This window comes from Variovorax sp. AC103 (assembly GCF_979254005.1).
In genome coordinates, this window is record NZ_CEEDFC010000018.1 from 55,531 (window position 1) to 74,338 (window position 18,808).

20 protein-coding genes and 1 tRNA gene are annotated in these 18,808 nt (G+C 68.7%); 16 read left to right on the plus strand and 5 right to left on the minus strand.

The features are described 5' to 3' along the window. Positions 1 to 16: 16 nt before the first annotated feature. From AC0IYU_RS23875 to AC0IYU_RS23900, 6 genes are all read left to right on the plus strand, one after another. Positions 17 to 1,573: a vWA domain-containing protein gene (locus AC0IYU_RS23875; protein WP_472121799.1), complete on the plus strand. Its 1,557-nt coding sequence runs from the start codon at positions 17 to 19 to the stop codon at positions 1,571 to 1,573. A gap of 54 nt (positions 1,574 to 1,627) precedes the next feature. After that, a tRNA-Met gene (locus AC0IYU_RS23880) sits at positions 1,628 to 1,704 on the plus strand. A 78-nt stretch (positions 1,705 to 1,782) separates the two neighbouring features. Then, complete coding sequence (locus AC0IYU_RS23885; RefSeq protein WP_472121802.1) at positions 1,783 to 2,187, plus strand: DUF2946 family protein; 405 nt, start codon at positions 1,783 to 1,785, stop codon at positions 2,185 to 2,187. A gap of 110 nt (positions 2,188 to 2,297) precedes the next feature. Then, positions 2,298 to 2,912 carry an SCO family protein gene (locus AC0IYU_RS23890; protein ID WP_472121805.1) on the plus strand — a complete coding sequence of 205 codons (615 nt, stop codon included), beginning with the start codon at positions 2,298 to 2,300 and terminating at the stop codon, positions 2,910 to 2,912. Positions 2,913 to 2,942: 30 nt separating this feature from the next. Continuing rightward, positions 2,943 to 3,416, plus strand: coding sequence for a copper chaperone PCu(A)C (locus AC0IYU_RS23895; protein WP_472121808.1), 474 nt, complete (start codon positions 2,943 to 2,945; stop codon positions 3,414 to 3,416). 401 nt (positions 3,417 to 3,817) lie between these two features. Further along, the gene (locus tag AC0IYU_RS23900; protein ID WP_472121811.1) at positions 3,818 to 4,222 is read left to right on the plus strand and encodes a hypothetical protein; all 405 of its coding nucleotides are present in this window, start codon (positions 3,818 to 3,820) and stop codon (positions 4,220 to 4,222) included. Between the two features lie 48 nt (positions 4,223 to 4,270). Here AC0IYU_RS23900 and AC0IYU_RS23905 read toward each other — a convergent pair whose 3' ends face one another. Beyond that, complete coding sequence (locus AC0IYU_RS23905; protein ID WP_472121815.1) at positions 4,271 to 4,600, minus strand: hypothetical protein; 330 nt, start codon at positions 4,598 to 4,600, stop codon at positions 4,271 to 4,273. Positions 4,601 to 4,751: 151 nt separating this feature from the next. On the opposite strand from AC0IYU_RS23905, the gene AC0IYU_RS23910 reads away from it, so the two are divergent. Then, a complete protein-coding gene (locus AC0IYU_RS23910) occupies positions 4,752 to 4,964 on the plus strand; it encodes a hypothetical protein (RefSeq protein WP_472121818.1) in 213 nt (70 codons plus the stop codon). A 142-nt stretch (positions 4,965 to 5,106) separates the two neighbouring features. On the opposite strand, the gene AC0IYU_RS23915 is transcribed toward AC0IYU_RS23910, so the two are convergent. Then, positions 5,107 to 6,747 carry a 3-(methylthio)propionyl-CoA ligase gene (locus AC0IYU_RS23915; RefSeq protein WP_472121821.1) on the minus strand — a complete coding sequence of 547 codons (1,641 nt, stop codon included), beginning with the start codon at positions 6,745 to 6,747 and terminating at the stop codon, positions 5,107 to 5,109. 145 nt (positions 6,748 to 6,892) lie between these two features. Between AC0IYU_RS23915 and AC0IYU_RS23920 the strand changes: the two genes are divergently transcribed. From AC0IYU_RS23920 to AC0IYU_RS23940, 5 genes are all read left to right on the plus strand, one after another. Beyond that, positions 6,893 to 7,687, plus strand: coding sequence for a phosphodiesterase (locus tag AC0IYU_RS23920; protein ID WP_472121824.1), 795 nt, complete (start codon positions 6,893 to 6,895; stop codon positions 7,685 to 7,687). Positions 7,688 to 7,747: 60 nt separating this feature from the next. Further along, a complete protein-coding gene (locus AC0IYU_RS23925) occupies positions 7,748 to 8,521 on the plus strand; it encodes a helix-turn-helix domain-containing protein (protein ID WP_472121827.1) in 774 nt (257 codons plus the stop codon). A 36-nt stretch (positions 8,522 to 8,557) separates the two neighbouring features. Then, complete coding sequence (locus AC0IYU_RS23930) at positions 8,558 to 9,460, plus strand: DMT family transporter (RefSeq protein ID WP_472121830.1); 903 nt, start codon at positions 8,558 to 8,560, stop codon at positions 9,458 to 9,460. A 140-nt stretch (positions 9,461 to 9,600) separates the two neighbouring features. Next, on the plus strand, positions 9,601 to 9,795 hold the full coding sequence (locus AC0IYU_RS23935; protein WP_472122033.1) for a hypothetical protein: 195 nt from the start codon (positions 9,601 to 9,603) through the stop codon (positions 9,793 to 9,795). Positions 9,796 to 9,839: 44 nt separating this feature from the next. After that, positions 9,840 to 10,190, plus strand: a complete 351-nt coding sequence (locus AC0IYU_RS23940) for a hypothetical protein (protein ID WP_472121833.1) — start codon at positions 9,840 to 9,842, stop codon at positions 10,188 to 10,190. Positions 10,191 to 10,205: 15 nt separating this feature from the next. Here AC0IYU_RS23940 and AC0IYU_RS23945 read toward each other — a convergent pair whose 3' ends face one another. Continuing rightward, positions 10,206 to 11,366 carry a GGDEF domain-containing protein gene (locus tag AC0IYU_RS23945; RefSeq protein ID WP_472121836.1) on the minus strand — a complete coding sequence of 387 codons (1,161 nt, stop codon included), beginning with the start codon at positions 11,364 to 11,366 and terminating at the stop codon, positions 10,206 to 10,208. 68 nt (positions 11,367 to 11,434) lie between these two features. Then, on the minus strand, positions 11,435 to 12,217 hold the full coding sequence (locus AC0IYU_RS23950) for an SDR family NAD(P)-dependent oxidoreductase (protein ID WP_435484908.1): 783 nt from the start codon (positions 12,215 to 12,217) through the stop codon (positions 11,435 to 11,437). A 127-nt stretch (positions 12,218 to 12,344) separates the two neighbouring features. On the opposite strand from AC0IYU_RS23950, the gene AC0IYU_RS23955 reads away from it, so the two are divergent. The 4 genes from AC0IYU_RS23955 to AC0IYU_RS23970 all read left to right on the plus strand — a co-directional run bounded on the left by AC0IYU_RS23955 (position 12,345) and on the right by AC0IYU_RS23970 (position 17,611). Further along, positions 12,345 to 15,107: a winged helix-turn-helix domain-containing protein gene (locus tag AC0IYU_RS23955; RefSeq protein WP_472121839.1), complete on the plus strand. Its 2,763-nt coding sequence runs from the start codon at positions 12,345 to 12,347 to the stop codon at positions 15,105 to 15,107. A 233-nt stretch (positions 15,108 to 15,340) separates the two neighbouring features. Continuing rightward, positions 15,341 to 16,156 carry an AP2 domain-containing protein gene (locus tag AC0IYU_RS23960; protein WP_472121842.1) on the plus strand — a complete coding sequence of 272 codons (816 nt, stop codon included), beginning with the start codon at positions 15,341 to 15,343 and terminating at the stop codon, positions 16,154 to 16,156. Between the two features lie 185 nt (positions 16,157 to 16,341). Next, positions 16,342 to 17,133, plus strand: a complete 792-nt coding sequence (locus tag AC0IYU_RS23965) for an AP2 domain-containing protein (RefSeq protein WP_472121845.1) — start codon at positions 16,342 to 16,344, stop codon at positions 17,131 to 17,133. A 100-nt stretch (positions 17,134 to 17,233) separates the two neighbouring features. Next, entirely contained in the window at positions 17,234 to 17,611 is a 378-nt protein-coding gene (locus AC0IYU_RS23970; RefSeq protein WP_472121848.1) for a hypothetical protein, read from the plus strand. A 24-nt stretch (positions 17,612 to 17,635) separates the two neighbouring features. Here AC0IYU_RS23970 and AC0IYU_RS23975 read toward each other — a convergent pair whose 3' ends face one another. Beyond that, positions 17,636 to 18,784, minus strand: a complete 1,149-nt coding sequence (locus AC0IYU_RS23975) for an acyl-CoA dehydrogenase family protein (RefSeq protein ID WP_472121851.1) — start codon at positions 18,782 to 18,784, stop codon at positions 17,636 to 17,638. Positions 18,785 to 18,808 lie beyond the last annotated feature (24 nt).

Below are 18,808 nucleotides of genomic sequence, written 5' to 3' on the forward strand. Positions count from 1 at the left end.
CACCCGGAGTTCTTCGATGACCCAGCCTTTCGCTCCCCGGTTTCGCCGCCCGCTCGCCGCGCTGCTGTGCGCCCAACTGCTGCTCACGGCCTGCGGCGCCACCGAGCCCCTTGCGGTTTCAGCCGCTCCCTCCGGCGTGCGATGGCCAACGCCGGCGCCCGACAGCCACGTGCAGGTGACGCAGGCTGTGCCGAACTTCGAGGCGCCGTCGGCCACGAACTGCGCGCGGCCGATCCAGACGCACGAGACGCCTGGCCTCCCGCGCGCCGCGCGGCTTGAAAGAAGCGAGGGCCGCGACAGGCGGGCGCTCGCCGACGAGGCGCCCGTGCCGCATGCATTGCGCAAACCGTCGCCTTCGGCGGCCTACGCTGGCGCCAGCGGCGACTTGGCTGCGTCCGTGGCGCCCGCCGCGCCGATCGCAGAAGCTGCGCCCGCCGCCATCGCCGTGCCCGCGCCTGCCTCCCCTGCCGCGCCTGCCGCCCCTGCCACGCCACGCGTCGCCCTCCCTCCGCCGGCGCAGGCCCCGCGCCCCGCCAACGAACCCGTTACCGCCGGCATGGTCGACGACAACGCCGACTTCGGCGAGTACCTCGCCTTCCGCGACCGCACCCAGGTCACGCACCGCGAGCGCGACATCAGCGCGCGCTATCTGCTGCAGGTGCGCGACGCGCGCGGCGCGGTCGTGCCCGACGCCGAAGTGGCCGTGCAAGCTGCGAGCGGCGCCGCCATGTGGGCCCGCACCGATGCGGGCGGACGCGCCTGGCTGCATCCCAACGCCTTCGACAAGGCGCGCAGCCCGGTGTACGAAGTCACCGTGCGCAAGAACGGCCGGCAGAGCACCGCCTTTTTGCAGCGCGGCCAGAAGAACGCGGTCGACGTGGTGCTCGACAAGCCCGGCGCCCAGCCGAAGCGCGCGCAGCTCGACCTGGTCTTTCTCATCGACGCCACCGGTTCCATGGACGACGAGATCGCCAGGCTCAAGACCACCCTGCGCACCATCGCCGACCAGGTCGCGCGGCTGCCGAGCCGCCCCGACACCTGCTTCGGCCTGGTGGCATACCGCGACCGCAGCGACGACTTCCTGGTGCGCCGCCACGACTTCACCAACGACCTCGACGCCTTCCAGGGCGTGCTCGACAAGCTGCAGGCCGCGGGCGGCGGCGACTACCCCGAGGCCATGAACGAGGCATTGAACGAAACCGTGCACCGGCTCAGCTGGCGCGGCAACGGCACCACCCGCCTCGTGGTGCTGCTGGCGGACGCGCCGCCGCACCTGGACTACGGCGGCCCCCAGTACGACGACGACATGGTGGCCGCGCTGGGCAAGGGCATCAAGGTGCTGGGCGTGGGCGCGTCGGGGCTCGACAAGCAGGGCGAATACATCCAGCGCCAGATCGCGCAATACACCGGCGGGCGCTTCGTTTTCCTGACGTACAAGGAGGCGGCGAACCCTGCGAGCGGCCCCGGAACGCAGACCGTGCACGACGTCGGCAACTACTCGGTGCAGACGCTGGACAAGCTGATCGTGCGCCTGGTTTCCGAGGAATTGGGCAAGTTGCCCACAGGTGGTTGAAATGAGCCCAAATGCTGGGCTATAATTTTGGGCTTGGTGCTGCACAGCACCAACGGCTCTTTAGCTCAGTCGGTTAGAGCGATGGAATCATAATCCACAGGTCCGCGGTTCGAATCCGTGAAGAGCCACCAACAACAAAAGCCTTGCAGGTCAACGACTTGCAAGGCTTTTTTCATTGCCTGAGGGTGGCTGGCCGATAATCCGCGCCGATGCCCCCGCACACCGCACCGACGCCCAACACGCCCACATCGCCCCGCGCGAGCCTGCGGCGTCCGGGTGCAAGCCTGATCCGCTGGGTCTTGCTGTGGTTCGCGCTGTCGCTGGGCGCGGCCATCGCCTCGCCGGTGGTGCATCCGCAGGCCATGGAACTGGTGTGCTCGGCCACCGGCTCGGTCAAGGCCGTCGTGCACACCGACGACAGCGCGCAAGAGCTCGGCGCCGGCCACATGGACTGCCCGTTGTGCGTGCTCGCAGGCGCCCCGCCCGCGACGCCCACCGTCGCGCTGCCCACGCCCCTGCCGCTGGCCCATGCGGTGCAGCCGATTCCATCTGCGCGCATCGCCGCGGCCACCGCCGCGCCCATGCCGGCGCGCGGGCCTCCTTCGCTCTCCTGACGCTTCTTCGGTTCGTGCGCATGCGATGCGACCTCCGGGCGAGGCGCATCGCACGCGCTCCTGTCATGCGGCGGCGCCCGCAGCGGTGCCGCCAAGAGAGTTTTGCTTCAATGACCCACACACCCCATCCCACGCGGCGCCATTTGCTGCTGGCCGGCGGCGGCCTCGCCGCGCTTTCCCTCGCAGCCTGCGACAAGGTGCTGCCCGCCAGCTACAACGGCGTCGACATCACCGGCGCCAGCTACGCACAGGACTTCCGCCTGACCGACCCCGACGGCCGCGAACGCACGCTCGCCGACTTCAAGGGCAAGGCCGTGATGATGTTCTTCGGCTTCACCCAGTGCCCCGACGTGTGCCCCACCGCGCTCGTGCGCGCGGCCGAGATCAAGCGGCTGCTCGGTGCGCAGGGCGACCGGCTGCAGGTGATCTTCGTCACCGTCGACCCCGAGCGCGACCTGCCCGTGGTGCTCAAGGCCTACACCCAGGCCTTCGACGCGAGCTTCATCGGCCTGTACGGCGACCTGCAAAGAACCGCGGAAACCGCCAAGGCCTTCAAGGTCTTCTACAAGAAAGTGCCCACCGGCTCGTCGTACACCATGGACCACTCGGCCTTCAGCTACGTGTTCGACCGCAAGGGAAAGATCCGCCTCGTGCTGCGCCACGAGCAGAGCGCGGAGGAATGCGCGCAAGACCTTCGCCAGATCCTCGCGGCCACAGCGGCCTGACCTTCATTTCAAAACCAAGGAGCCTCATTCATGACACCCATCGCACGCATCCTCATCGCTTCGGCAGCCCTGCTCGCAGCCAACGCCCACGCCCAGGTCACCGTCAAGGACGCCTGGGTGCGCGCCACCGTGCCGCAGCAAAAGGCCACCGGCGCGTTCATGCAGCTCAGCGCCGCGAAAGACACGCGGCTGGTCTCGGCCAGCTCGAGCGTCACGCCCCTCGTCGAAGTGCACGAGATGGCCATGCAGGACAACGTGATGCGCATGCGGCAGATTCCCGCGCTCGACGTGCCCGCCGGCAAGGCCGTCGAGCTCAAGCCCGGCGGTTATCACGTGATGCTGCTCGACCTCAAGCAGCAGGTGAAGGAAGGCGACACCGTGCCGCTCACGCTGGTGTTCGAGGGCAAGGACGGCCGGCGCGAAACCGTCGAGGTGAAGGCGCCGGTGCGTGCGCTCAATGCATCCGCGCAACCGGTGGCCGGGCACGGCGAGCACAAGCACTGAAACGGCAACGGCGGCACCCCATCGGCCGGCCAAAACGGTAACGAGTCCGCACGAAGAAGGCACCGAAAGTGTGCGAAAGGTCCCTTGAATACCCAGTTCAGGGGATAGCGCGCAGTCCATTTGCCTACAAAATGAGCAATTGATAACAAATACTCACAATTCGGGACGCTTTGGCGACCACCCCTTCGTGGGTGGTCTGGTCCGGGCGATGGGTTGACCAAGAGAGGGTCGGCGGTGTCACCAAGGAAAGCCTTGCTTCGGCTGGGCGGCCCGCGGCGGGATCGACGACAGCGTGGAGGCGTAGACAGGGATCTCAGGTGCCGCTTACTTACCTTCTCCGTTTGGCGCATGCCCGCTTGCCCCTGCACGTGACCGACGCACAAGACGTCAGGCGCGTGTCCGTGCTGAAAGCAACGGGCCTCATCGAGGCCGCCATCGACCCCGCGTTCGACCCGGGGGGCAATTACCGGCTCGCGCAAGCGGCGCTGATCATCTGCATCACCGACGACGGGCATACCGAGATCGAGAAGATGCGCACAGGCCGCAGCGAAGCACCGAGGCAGGCCGTCGACACGAAAGGCATCGAGCCGCTCGACTACCTGCGCCGCATCAAGGACGCGTCGTTCCCGCTTCGCGTGGAAGACCACGAGGAGATCAATTGCATCGAGGCGTTGAAGCTCGCCGGCTTCGTCGATGCGGCGATCAGCGCTGCGCTGATGTGGAAGGGCAGCGACCATCCGCCGGAATTGGCGATCGTGAAGCGCATCACGCCGCTGGGGCGGGCGCGGTTGGCAGGGCGCAAGTAGCCTGAGCGCGCTGCGCACCCTGTGCGGATGGCGCGGCGTCGGGCGCGGCTAGCGCCGCAGGGCGTCCAGCGTTTCGCACTGGCCTTCGATGTCGGCGTGCAACCTGCCCAGCGCCGCCACCACGAACCGCTGAAGCGAGGCGCGATGCACGGCATCGAGAAGAGGCGCTCGTGCATTGGCAGCGTTCGCTTCATCGCGTTGCTCTTCATCCCACGCGAGCAACTGCATCAGCGTGTGCGCACCGTCCACCACATCGCGCGCGTCGTTAAGAAACGAGGCACGCGCGCGTGCCTCGTGGTCGAGTCCCTCAAGGGAATTCCAGACAAAGGGTTTGAACTTCGCGCGCCCGTGCGCAGCAGTGCTTGATGAACCGGCCATGAGGCCTCCTGACATTTCGGTTTTGCAACAACCGACGCACTCGCTGCTAAACGAAGGCGGCGGCTCGAACGGGTTAGCAGACCGGGAAACGCGAGGCGAAACCGGCAGGGCTCGCGCCCTCCCCTCCGAGCCGCCTAAAAGGAAGCCAGAAATGGAAAAGCCGCAAACCAATGCGGTAAGCGGCTTCTTCGCCGCGTTTCTTCAGGCTGCTAAACCCGGCCCCACTCATCGCAAGGCGGACTGGAATGTAGCGGCGCGCATCGCCGCAGTCAACCGACAAGCGCAACGCAACAACGCACACGTCCACGACTACACGAACGCCCAGGACCTAACACGATTTTTCGCATTCCCCACGCCGCGATAGGCCTCTTTTCGACCCTCGCCGGGGTACTGCCTATTCAACAGGCAACGTGGTGGAAACCCACGCCAGCCGTGGCTTCGCCGGGTCGCCTCCCCGCACAACCCACAGAGTTGTCCACAGAAAAATCGAACAAGTCACGGAACTGTCAAAGAGACGTCGCGGCCACATAACCCTTGAACTGCTCGCGCAACTTCGTCTTCAGCAACTTGCCGGTGGCTGTATGCGGCAGGCTGTCGACGAAAGCCACGTCGTCCGGCAGCCACCACTTCGCCACGCGCCCTGACAGAAAAGTGAGCAGTTCCTCGCGCGTGACTTCGGCGCCTGCGCGCTTCACCACGATGAGCAACGGCCGCTCCTGCCACTTCGGATGCGCGATGCCGATCACCGCCGCCTCGGCCACCGCCGGGTGCGCGCTCGCGGCGTTCTCCAGGTCGATGGAAGAAATCCATTCGCCGCCCGACTTGATGACGTCCTTTGCGCGATCGACCAGCTGCACATAGCCGTCCTCGTCGATGTTGGCGACGTCGCCGGTCGGAAAAAAACCCTCGGCATCGAGCACCGAGCCGCCCTCGCCCTTGAAGTAGCCGCTCGCAATCCACGGCCCGCGCACATGCAGATGGCCGAAGGCCTTGCCGTCGTGCGGCAGGCGCTGGCCGTCCTCGCCGACGATCTTCAGCTCCACGCCCCACACGCCGCGGCCCTGGCGCATCTTCACGCGCAGCTGCTCTTCCTTGGGCATCGACAGGTGCTTGGGCAGCAGGTTGCCGATCACGCCGATGGGGCTGGTCTCCGTCATGCCCCAGCCCTGCACGAAGTCGGCGCCGAAGTCGCGCTCGAAGCGTTCGATCATGCTGCGCGGCGTGGCCGCGCCGCCCACGCCGATGCGCTTGAGGCCAATGGCGCGCGTGTCGATCTCGGGGTGCGCATCGAAGTACTGGAACAGCATCAGCCAGATGGTGGGCACCGCCTGCGAGAAGCCGACCTTCTCGTCGCGCATCAGCTCGTACAGGCTCTGGCCGTCCATGTGCGGGCCGGGCATGACCAGCTTGGCGCCAGCCATGGCCGCCGCATACGGCATGCCCCAGGCGTTGGCATGGAACATGGGCACGGCGAGCAGCAGCGTCATCTGCGAGTTGACGCCGAAGGTGTCGGGCGCGCATTCCATCAGCGAGTGCAGCACGGTCGAGCGGTGCGAATACAGCACGCCCTTCGGATGGCCGGTGGTGCCCGAGGTGTAGCAAAGCGAGGAGGCGGTGCGCTCGTCGAACTCGGGCCATGCATACACCTCGCTCTGCGTGCCCACCAGTTCGTCGTAGCACAGCAGCTGGGGCACGTCGATGGCGGGCATGTGCGCGCGGTCGGTCATGGCGATGAAGGCGCGCACCGTCTTCAGCTGCGGCGCGAGCTTCTCGACCAGCGGCGCGAAGTTGGCGTCGAAGAACAGCACCTTGTCTTCGGCGTGGTTGACGATGTAGTCGATCTGCTCCGGAAAGAGCCGCGGGTTCACGGTGTGCAGCACCGCGCCCGCACCCGAGACACCGAAGTACAGCGCCAGGTGGCGCCAGGTGTTCCACGCGAGCGTGCCCACGCGGTCGCCGGGCTCGATGCCGAGCGCCTTCATCGCATGGGCCACCTGCTTGGCGCGGCGCTGTATCTCGCCGTAGTTGGTGCGGTGCAGCGGGCCTTCCACGGAGCGGCCCACGACCTCGGCGTGCGGGTGGAAGGTGGCCGCATGATCGATGAGCGACGAAATCAGCAGCGGGCGGTCTTGCATCAATCCGAACATGGCCTGTCTCCTTCTTTGGGCGCGAAGCGCGCTGCATCGTAGGCAGCGGCCACGGCGCGCCGCATCGTCGGAACGGACGATTGAGCGCGCCCGGATGCGTGAAGGGAACGAAACCTGCTTGCTGCACTGCAAACCCGAGGCCCCGATGCTCATTGCCCATATCTCCGACCCCCATGTCCGCCCCGCCGGGCAGCTCTACCAGGGCGTGGCCGATTCGAACCGCATGTTCGAAGACGCCATCGACCACCTGCACGCGCTCGACCGCCGGCCCGACCTGGTGCTGCTCACGGGTGACCTGGTCGACGAAGGCCGGCCCGCCGAATACGCACAGGTGCGACGCCTGCTGGCGAAGCTGGCCATTCCGTACCTGGTGATTCCCGGCAACCACGACCACCGCGAGAACTTTCGCGCAGCGTTTGCAGACCACGCGTACCTGCCGGGCGAAGGCGCGCTGCACTACTGCATCGACGATTACCCGGTGCGCATCGTGGCGCTCGATTCCTGCGTGCCGGGCCTTCACCATGGCGATGTCGATGCACAAGGGCTCGCATGGCTGCAGCGCACGCTGGAGGCCGAGCGCACGAAGCCCACGCTGCTGATGCTGCACCACCCGCCCTTCGTGAGCGGCATTCCGTACATGGACACCTACCGCTACATGAACCCCGCGCCGCTGGAAGCCGTGCTGCGCGCGTTCGACAACATCGAACTGGTGCTGTGCGGCCACGTGCACCGCACGATGCTGCGGCGCTGGGCAGGCACGGTCGTGTGTTCGTGCCCGAGCAGCACGACGGAAATTGCGCTGCGGCTGGCCCCTGCCGCCGCACCGGCGTCCTACATGGGTCGCCCCGGTTGCATGCTGCATCTATGGAGTGAGGCGCACGGCATGGTGAGCCATGTGAGCCACATCGGAACGATGGAGGGGCCGTTTCCATTTGCCTGACGAAGCGGCTGGCCGGCCGGCCTTCAGGCGCGCAGAATGCGGCCGAACATCGCACACCCCATGCCCCAGGAACGCACCCTCCTCTACACCGGACACGAGTTCACCGTGGAGCATGTGCGCGCCCATGCGCACGAAGGGGCCGACTGGAGCGCGCCCTACACCCTGGCGTCGCGCCGCATCATCTTCCCGACGGGGCGCACGCTGCTCGACGTGCGTTCCGGCGACAGCACCTGGCTCGTCGACGGCCTGACCGCCATGCACTTCGGCGACGCCACGGTCTACCAGCTGCGGCTCGCGGCGCGCGCGGTGCGTCGCAGCATGGTGGTCAGCAGGCATCCGGCGCCCCGCGCGAACGCGGGGCCCCTGTTCTGCCTGCTGTCGCCCCGGTCGCTGTACCGCGTGCATGCGGCGCAACGGCTGCTTCGCGCGGGCGACGCGGGCGCTGACGCCATCGCTGCGCTGGTCGATGAACTCGGCATGTCGCGCCAACAGGGGCCGTCGACGGGTGCCGTTGCACGCGCGAAGCGGCTGCTCGCGGAAACCGCCGACAGGGAGGTGCGGCTGTCGCTGCACGAGGTGGCCGACGCCGTGTCGCGCTCGCCGTTTCACCTGGCGCGCAGCTTCCGGCAGCAGACCGGGCTGAGCCTGCATCAGTACCGCCAGCATCTGCGGCCGGCCGCGGCCATGGAGCGGCTGGTGGAAGGCGACGCCGACCTCGCGGGCATCGCGCACGACCTCGGCTATTGCAGCCAGAGCCACCTGGGCGCGGTGTTCCGGCGCGAGGTGGGTGCGACGCTGGGCCAAGCCCGGCGCACGCTGGCCGCACGAATTTGATAGCCGCCGCGCGGCGCGGTCGCGAGACTCGCCGCGATGGATCGCAATCTCTCCACCGGCCTGCTCGCCGCGCTGGCCGCTGCCCTTGTCGGCAGCGCATGGCAACTCGTCTCGCGCCACGGCGTGACCACCACGCTCGGGCCGATGGAACTGGCGCTGATGCGCTACGGCATCCCGGCGTTGCTGCTGGCGCCGCTGTGGTTCGGCCGCCAGCGCATCGCGCCCAAGGCGTCGCGCCTGGCGCGCATGCTGCTGGTCGTCGGCGGCGGCCTGCCCTTCGGGTTGCTGGTGCTGGCCGGGGCGCAATGGGCGCCCGCGAGCCACATGGGCATCTTCATGGCAGGCAGCCTGCCGCTGTTCACGGCCATCGGCGCTTGGCTTCACAAGGGGCAGAAGGTCGGCGGCATCCGCTTGCTGGGGCTGGGCTGCATCGCACTGGGCATGGTGCTGTTCGCGGCGGGCAGTTTCAGCGGCGGCTCGCTCAGCTGGCGCGGTGACCTGCTCTTCCTGGCGGCGGCGATGCTGTGGGCGGTGCACTCGCTCGCGTTCGCACACTGCGGGCTCACGCCGTGGCAAGGCGCGGCGTTCGTGAACGGCTGGTCGGCGCTGCTGCTGCTGCCGGTGCTGGCCTTCGTCGGCGCGCCGCGCCTGCTCGCCGCACCGTGGGCCGACGTCGCTCTGCAGGCCACGGCGCAAGGCGTGGTCGCGGGCTTGCTGGGGTTGGTGGTCTACATGGTGGCGGTCGCGCGGCTCGGTGCGTCGCGCGCGTCGCTGTCGGCAGCAGCGGTACCGGTGCTGACCACGCTGGGCGCCGCGTACTGGATGAACGAGCCGCTCACGGGTGCGGTTCTGGTGGCATTGGCGCTGGTGGTGCCGGGGATCGTGCTGGCGAGCGGTGCGGTACGGGTCGGCGCTAACAGATCGCTGCCATCGATGTGAGGGGTTCGAGCGGCGGGCAGAATGCTGCGCATCGTCTGGTCGCCTTTCGGCGACAGCACACCACCGACCCGACAAGAGTGAACACCACGCCCGACCGCTCCTGCTGGTTCCCTGCCAAGCGCTACGGCTGGGGCTGGGGCATGCCCACCTGCTGGCAGGGTTGGGCGGTGATCGCGGCGTACCTCGTGCTGCTCGTCGGCGCGATCGTGGCCATTCGCCCGGAACGGCAACCGGTTCATTTCGTGCTGGCGGTCGTGGGCCTGAGTGCCGCACTCGTCGCGGTCTGCTGGCTCAAGGGCGAGCCGCCGCGGTGGCGCTGGGGAGACAAGCGGTAGTGGCAAAGGCGAAGGCATCGCCATCGGCGAGGCGCGTCACGCCGATGCGTTCGATGGCCTGCGCAGCGTGGCTGCTGTGCGCACCCTGGGCCTTCGCCAACGGCAGCATGCAATGCGAAGGCGCGCCCTACTCAGCGGAAGTGCAGTTGCGCCTGTCCACCGGCGAGCCGACAGAGCTGGTCATTGCGCGAACCGACGGCGCGGAACCCTCGTCCGAACGCTTCGCGTTGCGGCACCGCTTTGTCGACCACAAGCGCCAGGCCATGCGCCTCACGGGCACGGCACTCGAAAGGCCGTCGCGCAAGGTCACGCTGCACGTGTCGAAGACCCGGGGCACGCTGACCTACGCAGGCGCGCAACGCCGGCTGCGCTGCGACTGGAACGACCTCGGCTGAAGCCCCAGCAACGATTCAGGCCGCCGCCATCACCCGGTCGCGCCCCATGGCCTTCGCGCGGTACAGCGCGGCGTCGGCACGGGCCAGCACGTCGTCGACACGCGTGCCGTCTTCGCTGGCCGCCACACCGATGCTGACGGCCATGCCGCCGACCACCGCCATCGGCGAATCGGGCGCGAACGGCTCGTTGATGGCCTGCTTGAGCCGCGCCGCGATGGCCATCGCCTCGGGTTTGCCGGCGTCGGGCAGCAGCACGACAAACTCCTCGCCGCCATAGCGCCCGAGCACGCCCGCATCGCCGACGGCCTGCTGCATGCGCCCGGCGGCTTCGCGCAGCACCGCGTCGCCCATGAGGTGGCCGAAGCGGTCGTTCACGGACTTGAAGTGGTCCAGGTCCACCATCAGCAGGGCCGAGCGCCGGCGGCCCGAGGCAAAGGCGGCGCTGCAGGCGTCGAGCAGCGCGCGGCGGTTGAGCGCGCCGGTCAGCGGGTCGCGCGAGGCCAGGTACTCGAACTCGGTGTGCACGCGGTCCGTGGCCATCAGGATGACGGAGATGGACAGCAGCAGCACCGTGAACGAGTACATGCTGATGTACAGCGACTGGATCCAGCTGGCGTCCATGAGCGTGCTGCCGGCCATGCCCATCGCCGCCGAGGCGAAGCGCAAGGCGGCCACCAGCGACTGCACGAGCAGCAGGCCGGTCATCAGCCGCTTGCCGAACACCCGGCCCTTGTGGCCGATGTACAGCCAGGCATGAAAGAAGAACAGCGCGGACACCGACAGCGTGACCAGCAGCAGGCGCGCCTGGAAGTCGGGCCGGATGGCGCTGAACCAGCACATCGCCAGCCCGAGGAAGCCGTTCAACAGCGTCCAGCCCCGGGTGTCGCTGCGCCCCAGCAGGAACTTCTGGCTGCCTGCGTAATAAAGGATGCAGGCCTGGAACAGCACGAAGTTGGCGACGACGATGGTGACGAAGTCCGGCAGGAAGTCGCGCCCCGCGAACAGCATGGTGCTCGCGAAGGCCACCAGCGGTGCCAGCGCCCACTCGCTCAGCCCGCGAATGCTCGGCGGATAGCTGCGGCGCATGAAGAACACCACGAGCGCCATCATCAGGCCCATGATGCCGGCCAGCACGATGACGGAGCGGGGGTCGAGGATGGATGGCAAGGCTCCCATGAAGGCCGATTATGTTGGCATTGCCCCTGCGGGTTCCGCAACGCCGGCCACCGCCCGCGAACCGACGCTCAGCGCGGTGCCATGCGAATGGCGCCGTCCAGCCGCACGCTCTCGCCGTTGAAGTACCCGTTGGTGATCATCAGCTCCGCCAGCGTTGCGTACTCCGCCGGGTTGCCCAGCCGCTTGGGGAACGGCACCGATGCGGCCAGCGCGGCCTTCACGTTGTCGGGCGCGCCCTGCAGCAGCGGCGTGTCGAAGATGCCAGGCAGGATGGTGTTCACGCGAATGCCTTCGCTCATGAGGTCGCGCGCAATCGGCAGCGTCATGCCGACGATGCCCGCCTTCGACGCGGTGTAGGCCGCCTGGCCCATCTGCCCGTCCTGCGCGGCAACGGACGCGGTGTTGACGATGGCGCCGCGCTCGCCGTCTTGCCCCATGTCGAGCGTGAGCATGCCGGCGGCCGACTTGGCGATGCAGCGAAAGGTGCCCACCAGGTTGATCTGGATGATGCGGTCGAAGTTGGCGAGCGGAAAGTGCTTGATCTCGCCCGTGGCCTTGTCGCGGCTGGCGGTTTTCACCGCGTTGCCGGTGCCCGCGCAGTTGACCAGCACGCGCTCCTGGCCGTGCGCCGCGCGGGCCTTGGCGAAGGCCGCGTCCACCTGCTCGTCGGAGGTGACGTCGACCTTGCAGAACACGCCGCCGAGTTCCTTGGCCAGGGCCTCGCCCTGTTCCGAATTCAGGTCGAACAGCGCGACCTTCACGCCGTGGCTGGCGAGGCGGCGCGCGGTGGCGGCACCCAGGCCCGAGGCGCCGCCAGTGACGACGGCGGCAATGCTGGAATCGAGTTGCATCTCTTGAATGTCCTTGAGGTGTCCGACGAAGGCTATGCGGGGTTTGTGCGGGTTTGTCCGGGGCCAGTTTAGGAAGCAGAATCGCCCGCACGCATCGTCGGAAACGACGGGATTTCAGCCGCCCCGCATGCAGTCCCCCACACACACCGCGCCCTTCCTGCCCGCCACGCCCCCGATCGCGCGGGTCCTGGAAACCAAGCTCAACCCGCCCGCCTTCGTCGCCACGCAGGTGCCGCGCACCGTGCTCGGTGACGGCACGGCCGCGGCGGCCGTGAAGCTGGTGCTGGTGCGCGCGCCGGCCGGCTTCGGCAAGACCACCGCCATGGCGCAGATGCGCGAGCGCATGGAGGCGCAGGGCACCGCCACCGCATGGCTCACGCTCGACCTGGCCGACAACGACGTCTCGCGCTTTCTCCACTGCCTGGCCGAGGCCGTGCAGCGGCTGGGCGTGGAAGCGCCCCGCACACCCGGCCCCCACGGCCCGTTCGACGCGGTGGCGGCGCTGGCCGCGCACGACTCGCCCTTCACCCTGTTCCTGGACGACTTCGAGCGCGTGCAGGAGCCGGCGGTGCTGGGCCTGGTGCGCGAGATCGTCGAGCACCTGCCGCGGCGCGGGCAGATCGTGATCGGCTCGCGCAGCCTGCCCGACCTGGGCCTGGGGCGGCTGCGCGCGCGCGGCCAGCTGATGGAGATCGACACCGACCGCCTGCGCTTCAGCCTCGAGGAAACCAGCGCCTTCTTCAGCCTGCGCATGGCGCACGCCGCCAGCGCGCTGCCCGCCGACATGCTCGCGCAGCTGCACCGCAAGACCGAAGGCTGGGTGGCCGCGCTGTGGCTCGCGTCGATGGCGCTGGAGCGGCACGGCACCGAGACCGGCTTTGTCGAACGCTTCTCGGGCTCCGACCGCGCGGTGGCCGACTACCTGGCCGAAGACGTGCTCGCGCACCAGCCGCAGGACGTTCGCGACTTCCTGCTGCGCACCAGCGTGCTGCGGCAGCTCGACGCATCGGTGTGCCAGGCGCTGTGCCCGCGCGCCGATTGCGCGGCCATCCTCGAGCGGCTGGCCGCGTCGAACCTGTTCGTCACGCGCGTGGGCGGCAGCGACGACGGCAGGGGGGACGGCAAGGGTGACGGCAAGGACGGCGGCGACGCATGGCGCTATCACAGCCTGTTCGCCGACTTCCTGCGCGCGCAGCTGGTGCGCGAGCAGCCCGGCGAACTGGCGCGCCTGCACCTGGCGGCCTCGGGCTGGTACGAGTCGAACGGGCGCCCGGTGCCGGCCATCGACCACGCCATCGAAGGCGGCGACCACCCGTATGCGCTGACCCTGCTCGACAGCCATGCCGCCCGCTTCCTCGAGCAGGGCCGCATGCGCATGCTGGCGCGCTGGTTCGCGGCCATTCCGGAACACCAGCTGCGCGCGCACCCGTTCCTGCAGCCCATCGCGCTGTGGGCCACCTGCTTCACGCACGGCCCGTGGGACGCGATGCGCCAGCTCGATGCGTCGGGCTGCCTCGACAGCCCCATCGCCGAAGTGCGCGCCAGCGCCCACACGCTGGTGCCGCTGCTGCTGGCCATGCAGGACCGGCACGACGAGGCCTACGAGGCCGGGCGCATCGCCATGGCGCGCCTGCCCACCGGCCTGGCCTTTGCAGACAGCGTGCTGCTCAACGCCATGGCCCACATCCTGGCCGTGCGCGGCGACCCGCACGAGGCGCGCCGCATGCTCGAGGTGGCGCGGCGCGAGCAGGGCGACAGCGCCTTCAACCGCATGTACACCGAGTCGCTGGCCGGCCTGTTCGACCTGCAGGAAGGCCGGCTGCGGCAGGCCACCGCACGGCTGCGCATGGCGGTGGATTCGACCCATGCCGTGTCGTACAACCACAGCCACGGCAACGCCTGGGCGGGCGTGCTGTACGCGGGCGCCGTGTACGAGACCAACCAGCTCGTGCAGGCCGAGCACCTGCTGAACGTGTACCTGCCGCTGGCACGCGACGTGGGCCTGCCCGACCACATGATCCTGAGCCACGTGATGCGCTCGCGCCTGGCGTTCCATGCGGGCGACATCGACGCGGCCTTCCAGGCCCTGACCGAGCTCGAATACCTGGGCCACCACCGCCAGCTGCCGCGCGTGGTGGCCGGCGCCAAGCTGGAGCGCTCGCGCATGCTGCTGCTGCAGGGCAACGGGCCCGCGTCGCACGACGAACTGCTGCGCGCCGAAGACCCCGCGCTGTGGGCGCGCGAACGGCGACAGCGCCTGCCCGCGCACGACCTCGACTACCTTGCGCTGGCCCGCGCGCGCTGGGACATCGCGTTCGGCGACGCACGCGCCGCGCTGGGCGTGATCGACGCCGAGCTGCACGCCGCGCTGGCCTCGGCCCGCAGCCGGCGCGCGCTGTCGCTGAAGGTGCTGCGCGCGCTGGCGCTGCAACGCACCGGCGACATGGCCGCGGCCATCGACGAGATCGGCGAGGTGCTGCAGACCGCGAGCCAGGAAGGCTTCATGCGGCTGATACTGGACGAAGGGCCCGCCGTGGGACCGCTGGTGCACCGGTATGCGGCGGCGCAGCATGAAAGCTCGCGCGGCAGCAGCAGCAACGATCCGATCCTGGCCGACTGCCTGCAGCGGCTGCTGCAGGCCGTGGGGCCGCCGGCCGCCGGCGAAGCCGAGGCGCCCACCGGCGACACGATGGCAGAGCCGCTCACGCGCAAGGAAATCCGTGTGCTGCAGTTGCTGGCCGAGGGCTACTCGAACAACGCGATGGCAGAAAAGCTGTTCGTGTCGGACAGCACGGTGCGCACGCACCTGCGCAACATCAACATGAAGCTCGACGCAAAGAGCCGGACGCAGGCGGTGGCGATTGCGCGCAAGCTGGGTGTGATTCGCTAGCGCACCTCGGGAATGCCCTTGGTCCGGTCTGGCCGGCAAGCCCCACGACTACCGATTCCGGTGATACCCGCGACGCCGCGCAATCCCTAGCATTCCCTCCAGAGATCAGAGACTTCCAACAGCCGCGAAAGCCCCTGGCACACGGCGCTGGAGGCCTTTTGCGCCCGGCAAGGTTCCAGAGCCGCCGGGAAGGGAGCCACCTCAACAGAGAGCGCCGTCGAGCGGAAGCCACCATGCCCAAAGGAATCCCCAACCCGGCCGCGATGTATGGCATCTACCCTCGTTCGTGGGGCTTCGAGGTGTCGATCGTGCGCAACGGCAACCGCTACTTCAAACAGTTCGGCCGCGCCAGCTACGGCAGCGAGGCGCAGGCGCTGCTGCAGGCGCAGGACTGGCGCGACGGCATCGTGCGCAGCGTGCCGCCAGTGCCGCGGCGCACGCGGGCGGAGAAGCTTCGCGTCAACAACACGACGGGTGTGTCCGGCGTGTTCGCGCAGGTCGCGTCCAGCGGCAAGGTGCGCGCGTGGGTGGCCAAGACCTACCTCGGGCAGGAAGAGATCCTGCGCACCGATTTCGCCGTGAACATGGTGGGCGACGCCGCGCAGGCGCTGGCCATCGAGGAGCGGCAACGCCAGCTCGATCGCATGGCGGGGCTGGCCAGGCTGCACCCGGCGGAAGAGATGATCCGCACGGCGCCGGTGCTGGGCAGCGGCGAGCAGCGCTCGCCCAAGCGCTCGAAGTCCGAGATCAAGCGCAGCACCAACTCCAGCGGCGTGAGCGGCGTGCATTTCAAGTCGCCCAACGTCGGCCACCCGGGCTACTGGCTGGCCATCACCTACACCAGCGGCAAGGGCAGCGTGAGCAAGGCCTTCTCCATCAAGGAGCACGGCCCCGAGCTGGCCAAACAGATGGCGATCGAGGAGCGCGAACGCCAGCTAGAGCAGAAGCTGATGTACACCCGCAATGCCGTGGACGCGCTCTCCATGCCCTCCAGCAAGGAGCGCCGCCCGTACGGTGCCGCAGCCGCCGAGGCGAGGCCGGGGCAGTGAGGCGGAGGGGCCACGGGAACGCCGTGGCGGGCCGGTCATGCGTCTTGGGCCAGAATGGCGGCCAGAAACGGGCGCCAACGAGCCTCGAACGCGTCAGGGAGCCCACTGACATCGGCCGCCGCACCGCCGCCGACAAGCAACGCAGTACGTCGAACATGCCCAAAGGTGTTCCCAATTCCGCCGCCATGTATGGCATTTGCGCCAGGCCGTGGGGTTTCGAGGTGTCGCTGGTGCGCAATGGCGAGCGCCACTACAAGCAGTTCGGCAAGGCCAGCTACGGCGGCGAAGACCAGGCCCTGCTCCAGGCCCAGGACTGGCGCGACCACATCGTGCGCAGCGTGCACCCGGTGCCGCGCCGCACGCGCGCCGAAAAGCCCCGCGCCAACAGCACGGGCGTGCCCGGGGTGATACACCGGCTGTCGCCGGCGGGCCGGGTGCGCGGCTGGTTCGCCAAGACCTACATTGCCCCCGACGAGATCCTGCGCGCGGACTTTCCGGTCGACGGGCTGGGCGACGCCGCGCGGACGCTGGCGGTTCGCGAGCGCGCGCAGCAGCTCGAGCGCATGACGGGCCTGTCGCGGCTGCACCCGGCCGAAGAGGCGATCCGCATGGGTCTGTCGGCCCATGCACCGGGGCTACGGCAGGGCAAGCGCTCGAAGTCTGAAATCACGCGGCGCAACAACACCAGCGGCGTGAGCGGCGTGCACTTCAAGACGCCCAACCCCAACCATCCGGGCTACTGGCTCGCCATCACCTTCAGCAGCCGCCGGGGCAGCGTGAGCAAGGCGTTCTCCGTGAAGGACCACGGCCACGACGTCGCCAAGCGGCTGGCCATTGCCGAGCGACACAGGCAGCTGGCGGAAAAATTGAAGGCCGACGCATCGCCGCCGGCCGCGCAGCGCGCCACCGCCAACGGTCGCACCGCACGCGGGCGCTCCGACGCCAGTTCCAACCCCGGCGCCAAGCGCCCCAACTGACCATGGCGATGTGCAGCCCCGGCTTCGCCGACCCGGCGAAGCCGGACAGCCATAGCCTGCCCGACTCCCATTTCAAGCCCGCCCCGGTGGCGGTTCTTCCATGACTCACAAGTCCCTTCACCAATTGCTGCGCGTGGCGTCGCACCTGCTCGACCAGGCGGCGACGGAAGTCCGCGCGTCGGACCTCGACCCCGTGCCGCAGAACATCCAGCGCATCGGCCGCGCCCTGATCGAGGTGCTCGAAGTGCAGCGGCAACTCTATGCGGAGGCGCCCGAGCTGCAGCCCAAGACGCTGGCCGCCTCGGCGCGCGAGGAGGATGCCAACCAGCTCTCCACACAGTTCACCGTCGAGGCGCTGGCGCTGGAAGACGCGGGCGACACCGACGCCGCGCGCGAGAAGTACACGCAGTTCATCGGCCTGTCGCCGTCGTACCCGCACCGCGAGATCGCACGCGCAGAGATCCGCCGGCTGTCCTGAGTTTGAAGAGGCCGGCACGCGGGTTCACAGCGCGCGCGAAATCACCTCTTTCATGATCTCGTTCGTGCCGCCGTAGATGCGCTGCACCCGCGCATCGGCGTACATGCGCGCGACCATGTACTCGCTCATGAAGCCGTAGCCGCCGAAGAGCTGCAGGCACTCGTCGAGCACGCGGCCCTGCGTTTCCGAGCCCCACAGCTTGGCCATGGAGGCGGTGGCGGTGTCGAGCGTGCCGGCCACCAGGTCTTCCACGCAGCGGTCGATGAAGGCGCGGCCCACCTTGATCTGCGTGGCGATTTCCGCCAGCTTGAACTTGGTGTTCTGGAATTCGCCGATCGGCTTGCCGAAGGCCTTGCGGTCGCGCACGTAGTCGAGCGTGGCCTGGTAGGCGCCCTCCATGGTGGCCAGCGCGCTCAGGCCGATGATGGTGCGCTCGTACGGCAGGTCGCTCATGAGCTGGAAGAAGCCCTGCCCTTCCTTGCCGCCGAGCAGCGCGTCTTCGCTCACGCGCACGTCGTCGAAGAAAAGCTCGGAGGTGTCCTGCGCCTTCATGCCGATCTTGTCGAGCACCCGGCCCACGCGAAAGCCCTTGCAGCCCTCGGTCTCCACGATGAGGATCGACGTGCCCTTGGCGCCCTGCGCCGGGTCGGTCTTGCACACCACCAGCACCACGCCGGCCAGGAAGCCGTTGGTGATGAAGGTCTTGGAGCCGTTGATGCGGTAGCCCTCGCCGTCTTTCTCCGCGCGGGTGCGCACGCCCTGCAGGTCGGAGCCGGCGCCGGGCTCGGTCATGGCGATGGCGCCGACCAGCTCGCCGCGCGCCAGCCGCGGCAGGTAGCGGCGCTTCTGTTCGTCGGTGCCGTGGTTCAGGAAGTAGTGCGCCACGATCGAATGCACCGAGGTGCTCATGCCGTTGAGCCCGCGGCGCGCGGCCTCCTCGTAGAACACGGCCTCGTGGCGGAAGTCGCCGCCGCCGCCGCCGAAGTCTTCGGGAATGTCCGCGCACAGCAGCCCGAGCGAGCCGGCCTTGCGCCAGATCTCGTGGCCGACGTGGCCGCGCTTGCGCGCCGCCTCGTCGGTGGGAACCATCTCGGTCTCGATGAAGCGCACCACGTTGTCGCGGTACAGGTCGAGGTCTTCGTCGCTCCAGGAGCGGCGGAAATCGAGGGCCATGTTGTCGTCCTTGCTTGTATTCGT

Bases quoted from the DNA above. Each gene is read 5' to 3' on its own strand.
- AC0IYU_RS23875 (WP_472121799.1), top strand. From the start codon at position 17: ATGACCCAGCCTTTCGCTCCCCGGTTTCGCCGCCCGCTCGCCGCGCTG.
- AC0IYU_RS23885 (WP_472121802.1), top strand. From the start codon at position 1,783: ATGCCCCCGCACACCGCACCGACGCCCAACACGCCCACATCGCCCCGC.
- AC0IYU_RS23890 (WP_472121805.1), top strand. From the start codon at position 2,298: ATGACCCACACACCCCATCCCACGCGGCGCCATTTGCTGCTGGCCGGC.
- AC0IYU_RS23895 (WP_472121808.1), top strand. From the start codon at position 2,943: ATGACACCCATCGCACGCATCCTCATCGCTTCGGCAGCCCTGCTCGCA.
- AC0IYU_RS23905 (WP_472121815.1), bottom strand. From the start codon at position 4,600: ATGGCCGGTTCATCAAGCACTGCTGCGCACGGGCGCGCGAAGTTCAAA.
- AC0IYU_RS23910 (WP_472121818.1), top strand. From the start codon at position 4,752: ATGGAAAAGCCGCAAACCAATGCGGTAAGCGGCTTCTTCGCCGCGTTT.
- AC0IYU_RS23915 (WP_472121821.1), bottom strand. From the start codon at position 6,747: ATGTTCGGATTGATGCAAGACCGCCCGCTGCTGATTTCGTCGCTCATC.
- AC0IYU_RS23920 (WP_472121824.1), top strand. From the start codon at position 6,893: ATGCTCATTGCCCATATCTCCGACCCCCATGTCCGCCCCGCCGGGCAG.
- AC0IYU_RS23925 (WP_472121827.1), top strand. From the start codon at position 7,748: ATGCCCCAGGAACGCACCCTCCTCTACACCGGACACGAGTTCACCGTG.
- AC0IYU_RS23930 (WP_472121830.1), top strand. From the start codon at position 8,558: ATGGATCGCAATCTCTCCACCGGCCTGCTCGCCGCGCTGGCCGCTGCC.
- AC0IYU_RS23935 (WP_472122033.1), top strand. From the start codon at position 9,601: ATGCCCACCTGCTGGCAGGGTTGGGCGGTGATCGCGGCGTACCTCGTG.
- AC0IYU_RS23940 (WP_472121833.1), top strand. From the start codon at position 9,840: ATGCGTTCGATGGCCTGCGCAGCGTGGCTGCTGTGCGCACCCTGGGCC.
- AC0IYU_RS23945 (WP_472121836.1), bottom strand. From the start codon at position 11,366: ATGGGAGCCTTGCCATCCATCCTCGACCCCCGCTCCGTCATCGTGCTG.
- AC0IYU_RS23950 (WP_435484908.1), bottom strand. From the start codon at position 12,217: ATGCAACTCGATTCCAGCATTGCCGCCGTCGTCACTGGCGGCGCCTCG.
- AC0IYU_RS23955 (WP_472121839.1), top strand. From the start codon at position 12,345: ATGCAGTCCCCCACACACACCGCGCCCTTCCTGCCCGCCACGCCCCCG.
- AC0IYU_RS23960 (WP_472121842.1), top strand. From the start codon at position 15,341: ATGCCCAAAGGAATCCCCAACCCGGCCGCGATGTATGGCATCTACCCT.
- AC0IYU_RS23965 (WP_472121845.1), top strand. From the start codon at position 16,342: ATGTATGGCATTTGCGCCAGGCCGTGGGGTTTCGAGGTGTCGCTGGTG.
- AC0IYU_RS23970 (WP_472121848.1), top strand. From the start codon at position 17,234: ATGACTCACAAGTCCCTTCACCAATTGCTGCGCGTGGCGTCGCACCTG.
- AC0IYU_RS23975 (WP_472121851.1), bottom strand. From the start codon at position 18,784: ATGGCCCTCGATTTCCGCCGCTCCTGGAGCGACGAAGACCTCGACCTG.